The 17,962-nt window shown below is 68.0% G+C and carries 14 protein-coding genes; 3 read left to right on the forward strand and 11 right to left on the reverse strand.

Annotation, left to right across the window (positions count from 1 at the left end; genetic code table 11):
• Positions 1–126 precede the first annotated feature (126 nt).
• Entirely contained in the window at positions 127–1,578 is a 1,452-nt protein-coding gene (gene eccB / locus ACQPYK_RS41245; protein WP_433244212.1) for a type VII secretion protein EccB, read from the forward strand.
• Between the two features lie 123 nt (positions 1,579–1,701).
• On the opposite strand, the gene ACQPYK_RS41250 is transcribed toward eccB, so the two are convergent.
• The 8 genes from ACQPYK_RS41250 to ACQPYK_RS41285 form a co-directional block, all read right to left on the reverse strand.
• Positions 1,702–2,412: a WXG100 family type VII secretion target gene (locus tag ACQPYK_RS41250; RefSeq protein WP_433244215.1), complete on the reverse strand. Its 711-nt coding sequence runs from the start codon at positions 2,410–2,412 to the stop codon at positions 1,702–1,704.
• 50 nt (positions 2,413–2,462) lie between these two features.
• Complete coding sequence (locus tag ACQPYK_RS41255; protein WP_433244218.1) at positions 2,463–3,623, reverse strand: hypothetical protein; 1,161 nt, start codon at positions 3,621–3,623, stop codon at positions 2,463–2,465.
• Between the two features lie 168 nt (positions 3,624–3,791).
• Positions 3,792–5,174: a hypothetical protein gene (locus ACQPYK_RS41260; RefSeq protein ID WP_433244221.1), complete on the reverse strand. Its 1,383-nt coding sequence runs from the start codon at positions 5,172–5,174 to the stop codon at positions 3,792–3,794.
• A gap of 36 nt (positions 5,175–5,210) precedes the next feature.
• Entirely contained in the window at positions 5,211–5,651 is a 441-nt protein-coding gene (locus ACQPYK_RS41265; RefSeq protein ID WP_433244224.1) for a hypothetical protein, read from the reverse strand.
• Positions 5,652–5,676: 25 nt separating this feature from the next.
• Positions 5,677–7,197, reverse strand: a complete 1,521-nt coding sequence (locus ACQPYK_RS41270) for a WXG100 family type VII secretion target (protein ID WP_433244227.1) — start codon at positions 7,195–7,197, stop codon at positions 5,677–5,679.
• 11 nt (positions 7,198–7,208) lie between these two features.
• The gene (locus tag ACQPYK_RS41275) at positions 7,209–7,646 is read right to left on the reverse strand and encodes a hypothetical protein (protein ID WP_433244230.1); all 438 of its coding nucleotides are present in this window, start codon (positions 7,644–7,646) and stop codon (positions 7,209–7,211) included.
• Between the two features lie 115 nt (positions 7,647–7,761).
• A complete protein-coding gene (locus ACQPYK_RS41280; protein ID WP_433244233.1) occupies positions 7,762–8,133 on the reverse strand; it encodes a WXG100 family type VII secretion target in 372 nt (123 codons plus the stop codon).
• Between the two features lie 31 nt (positions 8,134–8,164).
• Entirely contained in the window at positions 8,165–8,515 is a 351-nt protein-coding gene (locus ACQPYK_RS41285) for a WXG100 family type VII secretion target (RefSeq protein WP_433244236.1), read from the reverse strand.
• 337 nt (positions 8,516–8,852) lie between these two features.
• Between ACQPYK_RS41285 and ACQPYK_RS41290 the strand changes: the two genes are divergently transcribed.
• Positions 8,853–10,508: a hypothetical protein gene (locus tag ACQPYK_RS41290; RefSeq protein WP_433244239.1), complete on the forward strand. Its 1,656-nt coding sequence runs from the start codon at positions 8,853–8,855 to the stop codon at positions 10,506–10,508.
• Positions 10,509–10,860: 352 nt separating this feature from the next.
• On the opposite strand, the gene ACQPYK_RS41295 is transcribed toward ACQPYK_RS41290, so the two are convergent.
• The 3 genes from ACQPYK_RS41295 to eccD all read right to left on the reverse strand — a co-directional run bounded on the left by ACQPYK_RS41295 (position 10,861) and on the right by eccD (position 13,653).
• Entirely contained in the window at positions 10,861–11,520 is a 660-nt protein-coding gene (locus ACQPYK_RS41295; RefSeq protein ID WP_433244242.1) for a hypothetical protein, read from the reverse strand.
• Positions 11,521–11,618: 98 nt separating this feature from the next.
• Complete coding sequence (locus ACQPYK_RS41300; protein ID WP_433244245.1) at positions 11,619–12,062, reverse strand: YbaB/EbfC family nucleoid-associated protein; 444 nt, start codon at positions 12,060–12,062, stop codon at positions 11,619–11,621.
• A gap of 145 nt (positions 12,063–12,207) precedes the next feature.
• Positions 12,208–13,653, reverse strand: coding sequence for a type VII secretion integral membrane protein EccD (gene eccD, locus ACQPYK_RS41305; protein ID WP_433244248.1), 1,446 nt, complete (start codon positions 13,651–13,653; stop codon positions 12,208–12,210).
• Positions 13,654–13,799: 146 nt separating this feature from the next.
• Here eccD and eccCa point away from each other — a divergent pair, with 146 nt between their 5' ends.
• A complete protein-coding gene (gene eccCa, locus ACQPYK_RS41310) occupies positions 13,800–17,798 on the forward strand; it encodes a type VII secretion protein EccCa (RefSeq protein ID WP_433244251.1) in 3,999 nt (1,332 codons plus the stop codon).
• Positions 17,799–17,962 lie beyond the last annotated feature (164 nt).

Raw genomic sequence — 17,962 nt, forward strand, 5'->3', positions numbered from 1 at the left:
ACGGGACCCGGGCCCGTGTGCGGAGACGTCGAGGGCGGCCGTCGTTCACCGTCACTCCGCCGAGCCGATAACTTGATCACACTCCTATGCTGTCGATGACAGCGCACTCGGCGAGGCGGAGGTGGGATGCAGACCCGTCGCGATCTCTATCAGGCGTACAAGCTGATGACTCAGCGTCTGGGCATGGCACTGCTCCAGGGTGAGCCGGACCTGCCGGAGTCGCCGATGCGCAGGCACAACGTGGCGATGTTCGGCGGGGTGCTGGTCGGAGTGCTGGTGACGGCCGCCTTCGGGGTGATAGGGATGATCAAGCCGGGCAACGCCACCGGGCTCACCGAGCCGGGGAACGTGATCGTGGAGGAGGAGACAGGCGCGACCTTCATCTACAGTGCCCCGCAGAAGAAGATGATCCCGGTCACCAACGTGACCTCCGCCAGGCTGCTGCTGAACGCGCAGGATGCGAAGGTGCGCACGGTCAGCGCCGCCTCGCTCGCGAAGTTCGACCGCGGCACGCTGGTGGGCATCCCGGGCGCCCCGGAGTCGCTGCCCGCCCGCGACCGCCTGGTCCGCGCCCCCTGGTCGGTGTGCGTCGCCGAGGGTGTCGACACCAACGGCGAGCGCAAGCCGTACACCTCTCTGATCGGTGGCTTCGGCGTCGGCGGCACCCCGGTCGAGCAGGGCTCGGCCATGGTCGTCAGGGAGAGGGACGGAGGCCAGGCCTGGCTGCTGTGGTCGAACCAGCGGCTGAAGGTGCCCGCCGGGACCGTGCGGGCGCTGACCCAGGAGCAGCCTCGCCGGGTTCCCGCGGCCTGGCTCAACGCGCTGCCGGAAGGACACGTCTTCCAGGCTCCGGCGATCCCGGGTCTCGGCGGGCCGGCGCGCGGGCCCAACGGCGGGAGATCCACCGTCGGCAGGGTGTTCACCGTACCGCCGGTGACGGGCGGACCCGCCAAGTGGTACGTCCTGCTCGCCGACGGCCTGGCGGACGTCAGCCCCCTCCAGGCCACCCTGCTGCTGGCCGACCCCGACATCAAACAGGCGTACGGCAACGCCGAGCCGCTGCCGAAGCAGATCGCCCCGGCGACCGCGAACGGGATGAAGCAGTCGAGCACCCACCTCGGCGTCGGCGACCTTCCCGCATCGATGCCGAAGATCATTTCATCGGCTCCGACGAGCCCGCTCTGCGCCGTCTACTCCGACACCGAACACGGCTCGACCCGGGCGACCCTGACGAACGGCAGCACGGTGCCGATTCCCCAGCCGCCGAAGGGATGGTTCAACCAGGACGTGGCCGACCGGGTGACGCTCTCCCGCGGCGCCGGCGCCCTGGTGGGAGTGCTGCCGGGCAACGGCAGGACGGAGGCGATGACGCCGCTCTACCTGATCGGCGACCAGGGACGGCGGCACGCCATCCTGTCAGCCGACGTGCTGCCCAGCCTCGGTTACGGGCCGGAGAACGTCGCCCCGCTCCCGACGCAGATCGTGAAACTCATCCCCGAGGGTCCGGCGCTCGACCCCGCGGCGGCGAAGGCGCCCGTGCAGATCGCCCCTTCGGCGACGGCTCCCCCCGGGCAGTGAGGCGCGAGTGACCGCGACCGCGCGCCCCGGACGCCGGATGTGGACGCCCTCGGGCGCCCACATCCGGCCGGGTGAAGGCGGAGCGGGAGAAAGTTGTCGCGTGGACGGCCGGAGCGGGTGCGCTCAGGCCGACATGCTCTTCGGCTCTCCCGTGGGGAAGCCCTCCGCGCCGGCGCGCTTGAAGTCGGGCGTCTTGCCCGGCAGGGCCTTCATGCCGAGGAACAGCTCCTCCTGCGAGACCTGGTAGACGTTCACGCCGGCGAGGATCGCGCCGGCGGCGGCGAGCGCCTTGAGCTTCATCCTGAAAAGCCGCACGAGGGTGTTGCCGATCGTCCGGAGCGCCGTGGCGATGGTGGGCGCCGAGACCATCTTGCCGATGGCGATGAGGGACGCGGTGGCCAGGCCCGACATCAGCGCCGCCACCGGGGCGACGAACTGGGCGCCGTGGTGGTAGAGCGCGGCGGTCTGCTTAAGGGTCTGGCTGGAGCCGTCGCGATAGTTCCTCATCTTCTCGAGCTCCTCCAGGAGGATGTCCATCCTCGCGACGAAGAAGTCGGCCGCCTCCCCCTTCCACTCCTCCTGGGCCTTGTTCCTCAGCGCGCGAATGCCCTTTTCCACGGCGTCGAGAGCGGCGTCGCTCGCCTCCGAGTCGCGCCATTCCTCCGCCGCCTTGTGCATGGCGCCCGGGTTGGACACCAGCAGGTAGATCATCCGAGCGATGATCATGGCCCAGGGAAGCCTGGGCACCGCGGCGGGATGCGCGAGTATGGCGGCGGCCGTGTGCGCCGTCGCCGCCGACGTCATGTAGATCATCCTGTCGGACTCGTAGGCCATGACGGAGACCTCCTATCCGAATGCCAGGCAGACATGAGGAAATATGGTGATCACACTATCTCGCCGATCACGGCGGGGGCGACCGGATCGTCGGCGCCCCAATCCTCCTCGTTCCCGGTCAGCAGCGGGGACGGCTCGTGCTCCTCCTTCTTGTCTCCTTGGCCGCCCGCCATGGGTGGTGGCATCATCGGCATGCCACCCATACCACTCATACCGGACATGCTGGGTGTGCGAGCACTGGCCGACAGGGCGGAACCGGCTCCCGACCCCCCCGACCCGGTCGAGAAGCCATCGGTTCGGGCGGGACTGTTCGGCCCCCCCTGGTCGTTCTTCCACAACGCGTTATCCGGCGCCTTGAGATCAGGTGCCTGCGGTGCTTTCACGGTGTTCGGGTCGTAGCCTGCCAGGTTCGTCTTCGGATCGAGGCCGCCGCCGAGCTTGGACGAGTCCAGGTCGGGCACCTTCGGCTGCGACAGGTCGGGACTGGATGGGTTCAGGCCCGGAAGCTGGGAGTTGGGCATGTTCGGGTCGGGAAGCTTCGAATCGGGGAGATGGGAGTCGGGCAGCTTCGAGTCAGGGAGATGGGAGTCAGGGAGGTGGGAGTCGGGCAGCTTCGAGTCGGGAAGCTTGTAATCGGGCATGTTCGAGCCAGGGAAATCATGCTTCGGTGAGGTCGGATCGTACGGGTTCAGTCCAGAGCCACCCAAGCCCGAACCGTTCAGACCCGAACCCCCCAGACCTGAACCGTTCAGACCCGAACCGTTCAGACCCGAACCCCCCAAGCCCGAACCACCTAGATCAGCACCATTAAGGCCCGAACCACCCGGACCAGAACCATCCAGGCCCGAACCGCCGAGCCCCCTCTCCTCGTCCCCACGGGTGGCCATGCGCTTCGATTGACTCGTGCGCTCGATGCTCGGATGCTGCTCGCTCATCAGGTAGGTGTTTTTTGTTTCACCGAGGGCCTTCTCCCAGTTGAGCACCACGTCCCGGCAGGCCTGGAGCGCCTTCACAGCGCTGTCGCAGACATCGGCATGGGCGTACTGCAGACCCAGACCGACGGCGCCGAAGCCGGGGAAGGGGACGGAGATCCCGTTCGTCTTGGCTCCGACCGCATCCAGTGTCGAAGCATGACCTCCGACGCCCTGGCCCAGCTTCTTCATCTCTTCGGGCCCGTAGTCGAAGCCTTTACCTTGGGGCGATTCGCCCATTTCCGCCCCTTAGAATCGCGCTTCCCGGGTAGCCATCCAGGCCCTCGAAGGGCATGATCACATCACTCGCACAGGCTACTGCGGTTCCGCGGGAACCGTACAGGCCGGTGGAGTGGGCACGGCGCCCTGTCCACCGGCCGTGCGAGGCGTCCGATCATGGTCATGTCGTCAGGCGAGCTTCGAGGAAGTGACGTCCTTCTGGTCACCGGTCCAGTAATGGTCGTCCTCGGGAAGCCAGTAGGTCAGTTCGTGCTCGCTTCCCCCCTGGTCGCTGGGGCCTCCCCCCGCAGGGGGCGGGTACATTCCCGACATGCCGCCGTTCGCTCCCGAACGGGATCCGGCGGCGGAGGCGCCGGCGTTCACGATCCCGCCGCCCCCCGCGCCGCCCGTCTCCGCGCCACCCGTTCCCGTACCGCTCGACGGACCGTTGCCGTACCCATTGCTCCCGGAGCCCTGGTGTCCCGTGCCGTTCGGCCAGGTGGAGTTGTTCGACAGGTCGGAGGTGTTCGGAAACCGCGACATCGCCGGGTCATCGAACCCGGCGAGCTGAGTCTTGGGGTCTACACCCATCTTCGACGGGTCGAACCCGTTGGGGTTGAGCCCGTTGGGGTTGAGGCCGTTGGGGTTGAGCCCGTTGGGGTTGAGGCCGTTGGGGTTGAGGCCGTTCGGGTTGAGGCCGTTGGGGTTCATGCCATTCGGATCAAGTCCATTGGGATATGCCCCGTTGGGGTTTGTTCCGTTGGGGTTGAGCCCGTCGGGATACGTGCCGTTCGGATAGCTGCCGTTCGGGTCCGTCCCGTCAGGGTTGAGCCCGCCGGGATAGCCGCCGTTCGGGTCGAAGCCGGGAGGGTTTGCGGAACCGTCCGTCCCGAGGCCGTTCGGATCGTACGGCGAGCCGGGGCCGTACGGCGAGCCCGGACCGCCCAGCGAGCCGAGCCCGCCCGGTTTGAACTCGGGCATGCCCTCCGAACCGATGCTGAGAATCGCGTGCTGTATTTCGGTCGGGAGCGCCTCGTAGTGCTTGACGATCTCCTTGTTGACCGCTTCGAGGTGGTTGCGCGCCCGGTCCTCCCACCACATCATCCCGGCGCCCGGGACGAGGCTCGAAAACTCGAAACTGTCGTTCGACTTGGAGCGGAAGAACCTGGAGTCGACGACGTTGTCCTTGGCCCACTCGAGCGTGCTCGCGTAACGGGTCAGCGGCGGCCCCATCTGCCCCAGCTTGGCGCCGAGCTCGCGTATGTTCGCATGGAGGAGCCGGAGCTGCTTCTGCGTTTCAAACGCGGCAGGCCCCTTGTAGTGCTCGGCCAATCGTGTGGCAAGCTCCTTGAGCTTCTTGGCGGCACCCTCAAGCAGGATCTGGGCCGAGGTGTAATAATCGCCCGCCTGTCTCACGGCTTTCGGCTCGGTGTCGTCTATCCATTTCTTGATCTCGTCCAGATCCGAATGGAACAGATTCTCAAAGAATCCCGCGCCCTCCACATCGGGTTTCGGAGTAGATCTGGAGTAGTTGAGCAGCGTGGACTGGGTCGTGAATGGAGTCTCGGCCATGCGGCTTCCTCAGACTTAGCGACTCTTGGCGTCTTTTTAGTTGAGCGCTTCGGCTCCGTCGTAATTCTTGGCGGTCTCGAAAAGTCCATTGATGGCCTTTTGGCACTCTTCGATCTGCGAGGCGTATCTGGCGCCTCCGCTCATGCCCGGTTCGCCCACGAGGGCCGTGTAGGCGGAGGTGACCGCCCTGGCGAATTCCTGAGCGACGGGCCACTCTCCCATGTGGAGATCGCTGACAGCGCCGTATTTCTGCAGGTCCGGCAGTGACCCGGCGCCGGGGGGCGTCAGCGGCGGCGGGGTGGAACCCTTGGCGTACATGACCGCGGTCGGGGTCTGGGACGGCTGCGAGGGCGTGGTCAGCGTGCCGAGCAGCTTCTGGATCTCACCTGCGATGTTTTTGATCTCCGTGCGGTTCAGCTCGGGAACACCGTTGTTGTCGTTCAGGCCGGGCCAGTTGGGGTCGAGTTCGAGCGCCATGGAACACCTCCGGGGAGTTCAGCGGTCATCCGATGCGGGGGGAGGTCGCGTCGTGCTCGCTCTCCCAGTGGCTCTTTTCCGGCAGATAGACCTCCGGGCTGTGCTCCTCGCCGCTCGCCTCACCCGCCGGCCCGCCGCCCATCGGCAGGAAGGGTGCCCCCATGCCATTGCCGGCCGCGCCACGGGCCAGCGCGGCGGAGGTGGTCCCGTTCACTCCTGGCGAGTTCATGCCGGCGCTCGGGCCGCCCAGGACCGGAGAGACCGTGCCGTTCGGCCCGAACGAGGTGGTGGGGTTCACGACGGTGTTCGGAGGTGCGAAGGTGTCGGGCCGGACGACCCCGTTGGGGGACAGCACGTTCGTCACGGGCTGCTGGGTGGAGCTCGCCGTCTCGGTGCCCCGGGGGTCGTGATTGGGGGCGTTCTCGCTCCCGCCGATCACAGCCGGGGCCGTGCCGTCGGAGCCCTTGCCGTGACCGGAGCCGCTCGCGCCGTCGGCCGGAGACTGTCCCTGCCCGTTCCCGCCGTCCGTGCCCGGGGCGCCGTCACCGGGACCGTGCGAGCCCGTGCCGTCCGACCCGGAACCCGAACCGCCGGAACCGCTCCCGCCCGGGTCGGTGCCGTGCGAACCCGGGCCGTTCGGGTCGGAGCCAGGCGAACCGGGTCCGCCGGAACCCGGACCGCCGGAATCGGGGCTGCCGGAACCGGGACCGCCTGATCCGGAGCCGCCCGTGTCCGACCCGCCGCCGGTCGAGCCGCCACTCCCCGTGCCGCCGGTGCCGGAGGTCTGGGAGGAGGAGCCGGTCGTTTCGGTGCCGGTCGAGCCGTTTCCCTTGAAGAGCGAGCCGTCCTTGTACGGCGATTCGCCCCCCGGGTACTGGGTGGTCTTGTACGCAGAGGCGCTTTCCGGCAGCGACACGGTCGGCAGCTCGTACGAGACATGCGGGGGCACCTGGTCGTTGTAGAGCTCGACGATCCTCTCGTTGAGCTCCTGCAGCACCTTTCGGGCGGCCTGGTTGGCAGCCTCCGCCGCGATGGCCTCCGCATCCGCCGCCGAGGGCGACGCGCTGGCCGTGGGTGTGGCCGATGAAGTCGATTTCGGTGTCGGCGTGGCCCCGGTCGTCGCCGGAGTCGGCACCGCGCCCGGCGAGGGATGCGGCGTCTTGTCCTGGCTCTCCAGCTTGTTGATCTTCTCGATGGCCTGGGGGAGGTAGGTCCCGCCGTACAACCGTAGCGTGGTGGACATCAGGTTCATCTTGGAGACCAGCTCGGTGCCGGTGGCGTGCAGCATCTGCAGCGCCTTCTGGACCTCGACCGCCGCTTCCCCGCCCCACACCTTCGCGAGCTCGCCGGCGACTCTCTGCAGGGCGCCGCAGACGACGTCGACGGTCCCGGCGGCGTTCCCGTAGGCGAAGCCCGCGTCCTCGATGGTGACGGGCGAGGTGTTGCGCAGCAGGCTCTGGATCTGGTCCTTCGTCTGGGTGACGCCGCCCGCCTGCGGAACCGCGGCATAGGAGCGGATGACCAGGACCTTCGATTCGCTACCCACAGTGGCCTTCCCTATGCCTTCTTGCCGTTCCCGCCGGTGTTCGCCTGGTTGGCGCCGTCATACTCGCCGGCGTTCGCGTGAATCGCCCGGATGACCTCTTCGAGCCGGGTGACGAACAGCTCGTAAACGTGTCCGAGTGCTCTGGCTCCATGCTCTTCGGAAGAGGAGGAGCCGACCGTCTTGGCGAAGGCGCTCGCCGCCTGCCACGCGCCGAGCTGCTGTTCGGTCAGCATGGATTGGGGCTTGAAGCTCTCCGTGGACCCGGTGGTGTAACCCTCCGAGTAGGCCGGCCCCTTCATTCCCGCGATGTAGCTCTCCAGCTCCCCCGCGAGCTTCCTCATCCGGTCGGTATCGAATTCGGAAACGGCCGCGCCACCGTCCAGGCCGGGCCAGTTCGGATCGGGATTGAGAGCCTTCTCCCCTCCGTACATGGCATCTCTGCTGGTCATGTTTCTCCTCGGCAGGAAAGGCGAACCACGAGACGCTCATGCTCGCCGGGGACGTACGATCTCGGTCACCGCGTCACGCGGTGACCGAGAGGAACGCGATCATCCGCTGACCACGTCAGTCGGCCCAGATGGCCCTGTTCCGATCCTCGGCCGCCTTGTAGTTCGCGTTGGCGACGCCGATCATCTGAGCGGCCTGACCGAGCTGTTCGATCATCTCCAGCTCCGCCTGGTCCCACTTCCTCTTGCCTTCGTCGAACAGGTCCTTCACATCGCCGTACCACTCATTCCCCAACGCTCCGACGACGTCGCGGTAGAGCTGGTCAGTTCTGCTGTCCATCTGCTTGACGATTCCGACGAGGGCCTCCATGGTCCTCTCCATGTGGTCGAAGTCGACCTTCGTGTAGTCATGACTCTGGACCTGCGAGTAGTCAGCCCCGGCTCTGGAGCTGCCAGGCTGGATCGAGGTGTAATCGGGAGGGATAGCCACGCGGATCTCCGTTTCTTAACCGTCGGTAGGGTCAGGACCTCAGGGAACCGTTGATGAGCGCGTCGACCCTGCTCACACCGGCCATCACGTCTTCGTCGTTGGCGGAGTACGTGATGGCGTTCTGCCCCAGGTTCTGGGCGATGGTCTCCAGCTCGGTCCGCACGCCGACCATCTTCGTGTTCCATGTGGACATGGCGGCGGCGAACTTACCGGACGCGGTTCCGTGCCAGCCAGACTGCTTCAGAGCTTCTATCTCGGCCTCTGCCTGCTTACGCAGACCCTCGATGAACTGCGCGGCGTCGACGACAAGGTTCGACGCCTTCTGGATCTTTTCAGGACTTCTACCAGCTGGGGATATCGCCACTGTCCACCTCCGTGACATGGGCTTGCTTCTTCGCCGCGGCGCCATGCCCTCGCGTCAGCCTAGGATCGCGACACCACACAGACGGACAGGCCGAACAACCGCCACGAACATCATCAAATGGCATGCTAGCGATCTATCGCCCCATAGATAACACGTACATATATCACGGGCATGTAACGTTTTGGCACCATTGAGGCAAACATGCAGGTCGGGGCTTTACGGTCGCCCGAAAGCCGCGGCGGTGGTGCGAGGCGTACCACATGCGCGGGGTCTGACACTTTTCCCCTTTCTGTACGACCTAACACGCTTGGGCTACTCTTGGCGATCTCTGTGAGGCCACGGGTGGAGGCTGGACTTGGCTGTACATCAGGACATCGACAAGCTGCTCAACTGGGGTAAGACTCCCTCCTCACCCTCCGATCTTCCCGCCACCGGTTCGGCGGAGGTCAGCAACGGCTCGGCTGAGGCCGCCCAGTCCGACGACAAGGGCAGGACCTCCTCCCTCGCCTCCTCCGGTCTCCCCACCGTCGGCCCGGTGGAGATCAACCGGCCCGCCACCGGCACTTCAGGGGTTCCGCTTTCCACGGAGTCCGGGACCTCACATGCCGGGGGCTCGTCTGAGAGGTTCGAGTTCTCCCCGCTCCTGGACGGCAAGGCGTCCGACGCCGACCGCCTGCAGACCGCCGACCCCGACGACCTCCTCAAGAAGGCCGCCGAGCACGGGCGTGTCGGGTCCCAGGACCCCACGGACGGCGACTCCGAGTTCTCCCCGCTCCTGGACGGCAAGGCGTCCGACGCCGACCGCCTGCAGACCGCCGACCCCGACGACCTCCTCAAGAAGGCCGTGGAGCATGGGCGTGTCGAGCCGGAGGACCCGAAGCCGGGCGACCCCAAACCGGAGGACCCGAAGCCGGGCGACCCGAAGCCGGGCGACCCCAAACCGGAGGACCCGAAGCCGGGCGACCCCAAACCGGAGGACCCGAAGCCGGGCGACCCCAAACCAGACGACCCGAAGCCGGGCGACCCCAAACCAGACGACCCGAAGCCGGGCGACCCCAAACCAGACGACCCGAAGCCGGGCGACCCCAAACCAGACGACCCGAAGCCGGGCGACCCCAAACCAGACGACCCGAAGCCGGGCGACCCCAAACCAGACGACCCGAAGCCGGGCGACCCCAAACCAGACGACCCGAAGCCGGGCGACCCCAAACCAGACGACCCGAAGCCGGGCGACCCCAAACCAGACGACCCGAAGCCGGGCGACCCCAAACCAGACGACCCGAAGCCGGGCGACCCCAAACCAGACGACCCGAAGCCGGGCGACCCCAAACCAGACGACCCGAAGCCGGGCGACCCCAAACCAGACGACCCGAAGCCGGGCGACCCCAAACCAGACGACCCGAAGCCAGATCTTCCAGGCGCCCCGGGGACCCCGAACCCTGCAAGCCCGGGTGACGTGCCCGGCGGACCGGCGGCGCCGAATCTGCCCTCACCACCGTCCGGAGGCGGTAGCGGCGGCCTCCCCGGAGGCGGCGGCGCGCCGTCCATGACCGAGGAGCAGAGGAAAGCAGCAGAAGAAGCGAAGAAGGCGCAGGAAGAAGCACAGAAGAAGGCGCAGGAAGAAGCACAGAAGAAGCTCGAGGAGGAGAAGAAACAGGCAGCCGTCCGGGAGCGGGATCAGTACATCGAGAGTAACGGCGTAAGTGGCGGGTGGCGCAATGCGAATGACGCGGCGTTGCTTGACCTCAAGACCAAGGTCGGCGCCGTCGCCGGCGATGGCGGGAAATTCTCCGACGCCCACAATAACGCCCAGGGGATCAATGTAGGGTGGCCCGGGTTCGGCATACTCGGCATGTCACTCAAAACCGCGCACAACTCGGCTCGCGATGGCATCGCGGAATACATCGCCACAGCAAAAAAACAGATAGCCGACACGTGGACCAAACAGTTGCAGGACGGCGCCAATACCATGAAAACGGCCCATGACATGAGCACAGTCAAGGAAAGCTGACGAAAATGGTAGCTGCCCCTTATCATACAGGCACGGGCCTCTTCACCACTGCCATCGCCGAGTGCGCAGCCGCCGCGGCGCTGGGCTCCGGGCCGCCCAACCCCATGTTCGGCCGCATAGTCAAGGCGACCATACCGCTGATTCTATTAACGTTCTCCAGCGCGAGCGATATCGCTAGGGTAGGAGAGATCTGGAAAGAGCTGGGCAAATCACTCGACAGTGTGCGCACCGATCTCGATGGGGTTACTGCGAAAGTAGACCCGGAGAGCTGGAAGAACATGGGAAAGGAGGAGTTCCAGGCGGCATGCAAGAAATTCTACGCAGAAGTCGACAAAACCCAGGCATGTTGCAATCACCTCGGTGACAGCCTCGGCAGTGCTGCGATGGCATCGTTCGCCACAGCGCTGTTCTTCGCTACGGGATCCACCGTGCTGTTAGGGATAGCAATCGCCAAGCAAGCCGCCAGAGGATTCGGGCCGGTCGGTATAGCGGTCCTCGAAGGGATTGCGACAGCAGCCGGCAATTTCTGGCGCCTGTCAGCGAAGAAGAAGGCCACTGGTACCCTCAAAGTCTTGACGACGGTCGGCATTATCATGTTTACGGGACAAACGATCTTGTCATTCCTGACATCGTCCATGGAGCAGCGGATCCAGCAGGCGGGCGCACCTACCGGCAAGGACGCAGCGCCCGATTTCACGCAGGTCACCATTCCGGGCTTGCCTGGATCGATGGACACCTTCCCCACGGCACCGGGAACCTCCCCCACGGCACCGGGCACCTCCCAGCCGTCACCGAGCGCCACCCCCACAGCGCCCGGCACCTCCCAGCCGTCACCGAGCGCCACCCCCACAGCGCCCGGCACCTCCCAGCCGTCACCGAGCGCCACCCCCACAGCGCCCGGCACCTCCCAGCCGTCACCGAGCGCCACCCCCACAGCGCCCGGCACCTCCCAGCCGTCACCGAGCGCCACCCCCACAGCGCCCGGCACCTCCCAGCCGTCACCGAGCGCCACCCCCACAGCGCCCAAGACCTGAAGGACCAGGCACCTTTTCCGAAGCTCTCGCGCCTGCGAACGGTCGAATGTTCGCAGGCGCGGCGCCTCCGGCGGAGCTACAGGTCCATGCGGCGGCGGATGCGATCGAGTTCGCCCATCACATCATCGAACGTCCGGTTGTAGGCGTCTTCCGCGTCCTTGATCTGGTTTATCGCCTTTTCCGGGTCGTTGATGTAGGACATCGGATTGTCCTCCTCGCCGAACAGCTCAGCCATGACCTCGTTGACCTGCTTCTGCAGGTCTTGTGCGGCGTCGGCGACGACCACCTTGATCTTCTCGGCCAGCTCACCCGCGCTCAGCCGCATCGCCTTGGGGTGGAGCTGGAGCTCGCGGATCCCCTCACTGGCGTACTCCACGGTGACCAGGCCGTCGTCGTCCTCCGCACGCCCGACGAGGTCGGCCATGCTCTTCTGCATCTCCTCCATGCGGGCGAACTGCTCGTCTGCTCCCTTCAGGAGCTTTTCGACATCAATGTTCGCGAAGTCCCCGAACTCCTGCATTGACCGATTCCCTCCACATGGGCACCACCGGCCTCACGAGTGACGACCGGCCACTTTCGCAGCAAGCTAACCGCACCCTCACTATCGGCGCAATGCGGACAGAGGGTCGTGACGAAGAAGATCGGCCGGGACCGGGCCCGGTGGCTCAGCCGGACAGGCCGCGGACCCAGGAGTAGACGTCCAGCACGCCGAGGGCCAGCGGGAACAGCGCGACGATCAGCAGGAGCTCGACGATGTCCCCGGCACGCCCCCAGAACGGGGACGGCTTGCCGGACTGCAGCCACAGGCCTATGCCCGCGCAGATCGCCGCGGCGCACAGCAGCCCCATCACCACGATGATCGCTGTGGCGCCTCCCACGCCGGCGGCCTGCGAGATCGCGAACATGACGAGCCCGGCGACGCCGGAGACCGTCAGCCACAGCCGCTGGCCCAACCCGTGGAAGGCGCCGATCCGCAGGATGAGGGTCAGCGACAGGACCAGCGCGTTGGCCGTGGCGAACCACCCGCCGTGCAGCACCAGGTACGCCTGCGCCACCAGCGCGACCAGCGCGACTCCGGCGACCATCCCGGTCGCGTAGCCCAGCGCGTGGGCGGTGCGCTCCTGGACGAGGGGACCGTCGACCCGCTGGTTGTCGTTGCGCAGTTCGTCGGCGCTGGTGGGCATCGTCGGCATCGGCACGCGAGCGAGCCGGAACGACAGGACCGGGACCAGCGGGGTGAACCCCAGCAGGATCGCGACGGTCACCGCGGCCACCCCCGCGGCGGGCGCCTTGAAGACCATCACGACGGCCGCGCTCACCGCTCCGGCCATCGAGGCGATGGCGGCGCCGAGGAAGACCGGCACGCCGTCGGCGATCGCGATCACGGCGATGGTCGCCACGAGGCCCGTGGAGGCGAACGCGGCGAGCATGTGCGCCGCGCCGAGTCCTCCCAGCCCTCCGGCGGCCGCCGGCGCGAGCAGACCGGCCAGCAGGCCGTACGGCAGGGCCGCGTAGCCGATCAGCGCGCCCGCCGCGGAGTCGCCGGCCGCCCGGGACATCGCGGCGCCCGCGGCGACCAGGAGGACGGCGAAGACCCCGGCGACCACGGCGGCGGCCGTCCACGGCGGCCCGGCCAGCACCAGGGCCGCCACCCCGGTGAGCAGGAGCGCGATCGCGGCTCCCACTCCGACCAGGCGGGTGTGCCGCGGCTCCCATTTGTCGGAGCCCTCCTTGACCCCGGTGGCGACCACGTCGGCCACGTCGTCGAACAGCGCGGGGGGCAGCACGGCCTCCTGCGGCCTGAGGTAGAGCACCTCGCCGTCGAGCACGCCCAGGGTTCCCAGGCTCTGGCCGAGATCGAGCGGGGCCCCGCCGAGCCGCTGGAGCACCCATCCGGGGCTGGCCGCCGACTCGCCGCCGACCTCTCCCACCTCGCGCAACAGGCCGGGCAGGACGTGGGGCAGCGGAATGTCCGCGGGCAGCGCCAGGTCGGCCTTCCGGCGGGGGGCCACGATCGTGACGTGGCACAGCGTCGGCAGCGGCGCGGCGAACTGGGCCAGCGCGCCCTGTGGGATCGGCCCCTGCGCGGGCGGTTGAGCCAGCGACCTCACAGTCGTATCCCTCTCACCACAGGCATCACGGACATCAGGAACATCACGGATACGGTATCGGGGACGGCGGGGGTCATGCGCGGCAGCCGTCGATAAACGTTTTCTGGTAGTAAGTAGCGCAAACGATCAGGAAGGCGATTCCAGGGGTGAGTATCGTCATCGTGCGGCGCCCAGAGCGCCGCCCACCGCCCAAGCCTCCACGAGGCGAGATCCTGCTGGAATCGCCACCGGAGGTTCCCGAGGTCCAGTCGCAGGGGTTCATGGCGATCCTCACCTACCTGCCGATGGTCGCGGGCGGGGCCGCGATGGGCCTGATGTTCACCTCCGGCGGCAACTCCAGCCCGATCACCTACGTCGCGAGCGGCCTGTTCGCCGTGTCCATGATGGGCATGTCCATCGGCCAGATGGGCCGCCAGTCAGGAGAGCGCAAGAGCCGGCTCAACAACCTGCGCCGCGACTACTTCCGCTATCTCTCCCAGGTCCGCAAGAGGGTGCGCCAGGCCGCCAAGCAGCAGCGCGAGGCCCTGGAGTGGGGCGGTCCCGCCCCCGAGTCGCTGTGGTGGGTCGCCATGAGCCAGCGCCTGTGGGAACGGCGGCCCCGCGACGACGACTTCGGCACGGTACGGCTCGGCACCGGCGTGCAGAAACTCGCCATCCAGCTCATCCCTCCCGACTCCAAACCGATCGAGGACCTGGATGCCCTGACGTCCGGCGCGCTGCGGAGGTTCGTCCGGGCGCACGCGACGGTGTCCGAGCTGCCGGTGGCCGTGGCCCTGCACTCCTTCTCGCGGATCAACCTGACGGGCGACCCGGTCGCCGTGCGCGAGCTCGTGCGGGCGATGATCGCCCAGCTGACCGTGTTCCACTCCCCGGACGACATGCGGGTCATGGTGTGCGCGAGCAAGGAGTGGATGGCCCAGTGGGACTGGGTCAAGTGGCTGCCGCACGCGCTGCACCCGGAGGAGACCGACGCCGCCGGCCAGGTGCGGCTGATGGCCGAGAACCTGTCCCACCTCGACCATCTGCTCGGCTCGGAGCTGAAGGAGCGGGCGCGGTTCAAGCCCGGTGCCTCCTCCGACGCCCTGCCGTACCACGTGCTGATCATCGACGGCGGGCACGTGCCGCACGACTCCCAGCTCGGCACCGACGCCATCCAGGGCGTCACCGTGATCGACCTGTCCGGATCGGCGGGACCGATCGAGGAGAAGAGCACGCTACGGCTGGACATCCAGCCGGATGGCTTCCACATGATCAAGATCGATCATGCGGGCAAGCCGAGCTCCACCCGCCTGGGCGACCCCGACCGGCTGGACTTCCTGCGGGTCGAGGGCCTGGCCCGGCAGCTCGCCCCGCTGCGCGTCTCGACCGCCAAGGGCGGGGAGACGCAGGACGTCCTGGCGATCAACACGTCCCTGACCGACCTGCTCGGCGTCGGCGATCCGACCCGGCTCGACGCGGCGATGACGTGGCGGCCCAGGGCCGGGCGCAACCGGCTGCGGGTGCCGATCGGCCTCGGCGTGGACGGCCGCCTGGTCGAGCTCGACATCAAGGAGTCGGCGCAGGGCGGCATGGGGCCGCACGGCCTGGTCATCGGCGCCACCGGTTCCGGCAAGAGCGAGCTGCTGCGGACGCTGGTGCTCGGCCTGGCGATCACCCACTCGTCGGAGATCCTGAACTTCGTCCTGGTCGACTTCAAGGGCGGCGCCACCTTCCTGGGCCTCGACACCCTGTCGCACGTCTCGGCGGTCATCACCAACCTCGAAGACGAGCTGCCCCTCGTCGACCGCATGTACGACGCCCTGCACGGGGAGATGGTCCGCCGCCAGGAGCTGCTGCGCGCCGCCGGCAACTACGCCTCCCTGCGCGACTACGAGCGTGCCCGCGAGCAGGGCGTGGACCTGAAGCCGATGCCCACGCTGTTCGTCGTGATCGACGAGTTCAGCGAGCTGCTGTCGGCCAAACCCGAGTTCATCGAGCTGTTCGTGATGATCGGACGGCTCGGCCGCTCCCTGGGCGTGCACCTGCTGCTGGCCTCCCAGCGGCTGGAGGAGGGACGGCTGCGCGGCCTGGACACCCACCTGTCCTACCGGATCGGCCTGCGCACCTTCTCCGCGATGGAGAGCCGCGTCGTGCTCGGCGTCGCCGACGCCTACGAGCTGCCGTCCGCCCCCGGCAACGGCTACCTCAAGTTCGAGACCACCGGGATGACCCGGTTCAAGGCCGCCTACGTGTCCGGCACCTATCAGGTGGACCCCAGCCAGGGGGTGTCGCCGGACGGTCAGGCCGTCGTGCGTCAGGTCGTGGAGTACGGTCCGGACTTCGTCCCGGTTCCCATCGTGGAGGAGCCCAAGAAGGAGCTCACGGCGGCCGAAGGACAGGCGGACAGGGGCTCGATCAGCCTGCTGGACCTCGTGGTCGGCCGGCTCCACGGCCAGGGACCACCCGCCCACCAGATCTGGCTGCCGCCGCTGAGCGACCCCCCGACCCTCACGCACCTGCTCCCGCCCCTGTCGGTGACGCCCGAGCTGGGCCTCAGCACGACCGGCTGGGTGGGCCGGGGCCAGTTGCACGCCGTCGTGGGCCTCGTCGACAAGCCGTTCGAGCAGCGGAGCGACCCGTTCTGGCTGGACCTGTCGGGGGCGGCCGGCCACGTCGGCGTCGCCGGCGGAACGCAGAGCGGCAAGAGCACCGTGCTGCGCACGCTGATCACCAGCGTGGCGCTGATGCACACCCCGCGCGAGGTTCAGTTCTACTGCCTGGACTTCGGCGGCGGCGCCCTGGCCTCGCTGGAGGGGCTGCCGCACCTGGGCGGAGTCGCCAGCCGCCTGGACACCGACCGCGTCCGCCGTACGGTCGCCGAGGTCGCCACCCTCCTGCAGCAGCGGGAGCGCTACTTCTCCGAGCAGGGGATCGACTCGATCGCCACCTACCGGCGCCAGCTCGCCGACGGGACGACCGAGGGCGACGGCTTCGGCGACGTCTTCCTCGTGGTCGACGGCTGGCTGACCGTCAGGCAGGAGTTCGACACGCTCGAACCGGTCATCACCGACCTGGCCGCCCGCGGCCTCGGCTACGGCATCCACATCGTGGCCGCCACCAACAAGTGGTCGGAGTTCCGGCCGGGCATCCGCGACCTCTTCGGCAACCGGGTGGAGCTCAAGCTCGGCGACGCCTACGAGTCGGAGGTCAACCGCAAGGCGTCGCTGGCCGTGCCCGAGGGCGTGCCGGGTCGCGGCCTGACCAAGGAAGGCCTGCACTTCCTGTCGGCGCTGCCCAGAATCGACGGGGTGCAGAAGGCCGACGACCTGTCGGCCGGCGTGCGCGCGCTCGTCCACGCCGTCAGGGAGGCCTGGCAGGGGCCTTCCGCTCCCCCCGTGCGGCTGCTGCCGGCGGTGCTGGCCGCCGAGACGCTGCCCGACGCGGAGCAGAGCGGGCCCAACCGGATCCCGATCGGCATCGACGAGGCCAACCTGTCGCCCGTCATGCTGGACTTCGAGTCCGACCCGCACTTCATCGTGGTGGGCGACACCGAGAGCGGCAAGTCCAACATGCTGCGGCTCATCACCGAGGGCCTGGTCGCCCGGCACACGCCGCAGCAGGCCATGATGATCGTGATCGACTACCGGCGGGCGCTGCTGGACTCCGCCGCCACCGAGCACCGCATCGGCTACGCCGCCTCCAGCGCGGCGGCGCTCGAACTGATCAACGACGTGCGCGGCGCGCTGCTCAAGCGGCTGCCCCCGGCGAACCTGACACCGGAGCAGCTGCGGTCCAGAAGCTGGTGGCAGGGCTCGGACCTGTACATCGTCGTCGACGACTACGACCTCGTGGCGACCTCGTCCAACCCGCTCCAGCCGCTGGCCGACCTGCTGCCGCAGGCTCGCGACATCGGGCTCCACCTCGTCATGTCGCGCGCGATGGGCGGCGTCGGCCGGGCGATGTACGACCCGGTCATCCAGAAGATCAAGGACATGGCCAGCCCCGCCGTCATCCTGTCCGGCAACAAGGACGAGGGGTTCCTGTTCGGCAACGTACGGCCCCAGCCGTTCCCGCCGGGCCGCGGCATCTTCGTCGACAGGAGGCACGGCGCGCGTCTGGTGCAGACCGCCTTCCTCGCGCCCCCGTCACCCCCCGAGGAGGGCTGACCCGAGGCGGTGTGCCCGCGCCGGCCTCCTGCCGGAACCACCGGACCGGGTCTCGATGCCGTGGTTCCGGTGACGCGGGCGGCCGGGCGGCTGCCCGGCTTCCACCGTGAAGAGCCGTGTCCGGCGGAGCACCCGCCCGGCGCCCAGAGCCGGGCCGGGTGCGC

This window comes from Streptosporangium sp. CA-135522, assembly GCF_050949235.1.
Classification (GTDB): Bacteria; Actinomycetota; Actinomycetes; order Streptosporangiales; family Streptosporangiaceae; genus Streptosporangium.

Bases quoted from the DNA above. Each gene is read 5' to 3' on its own strand.
- eccB (WP_433244212.1), top strand. From the start codon at position 127: ATGCAGACCCGTCGCGATCTCTATCAGGCGTACAAGCTGATGACTCAG.
- ACQPYK_RS41250 (WP_433244215.1), bottom strand. From the start codon at position 2,412: ATGGCCTACGAGTCCGACAGGATGATCTACATGACGTCGGCGGCGACG.
- ACQPYK_RS41255 (WP_433244218.1), bottom strand. From the start codon at position 3,623: ATGGGCGAATCGCCCCAAGGTAAAGGCTTCGACTACGGGCCCGAAGAG.
- ACQPYK_RS41260 (WP_433244221.1), bottom strand. From the start codon at position 5,174: ATGGCCGAGACTCCATTCACGACCCAGTCCACGCTGCTCAACTACTCC.
- ACQPYK_RS41265 (WP_433244224.1), bottom strand. From the start codon at position 5,651: ATGGCGCTCGAACTCGACCCCAACTGGCCCGGCCTGAACGACAACAAC.
- ACQPYK_RS41275 (WP_433244230.1), bottom strand. From the start codon at position 7,646: ATGACCAGCAGAGATGCCATGTACGGAGGGGAGAAGGCTCTCAATCCC.
- ACQPYK_RS41285 (WP_433244236.1), bottom strand. From the start codon at position 8,515: ATGTCACGGAGGTGGACAGTGGCGATATCCCCAGCTGGTAGAAGTCCT.
- ACQPYK_RS41300 (WP_433244245.1), bottom strand. From the start codon at position 12,062: ATGCAGGAGTTCGGGGACTTCGCGAACATTGATGTCGAAAAGCTCCTG.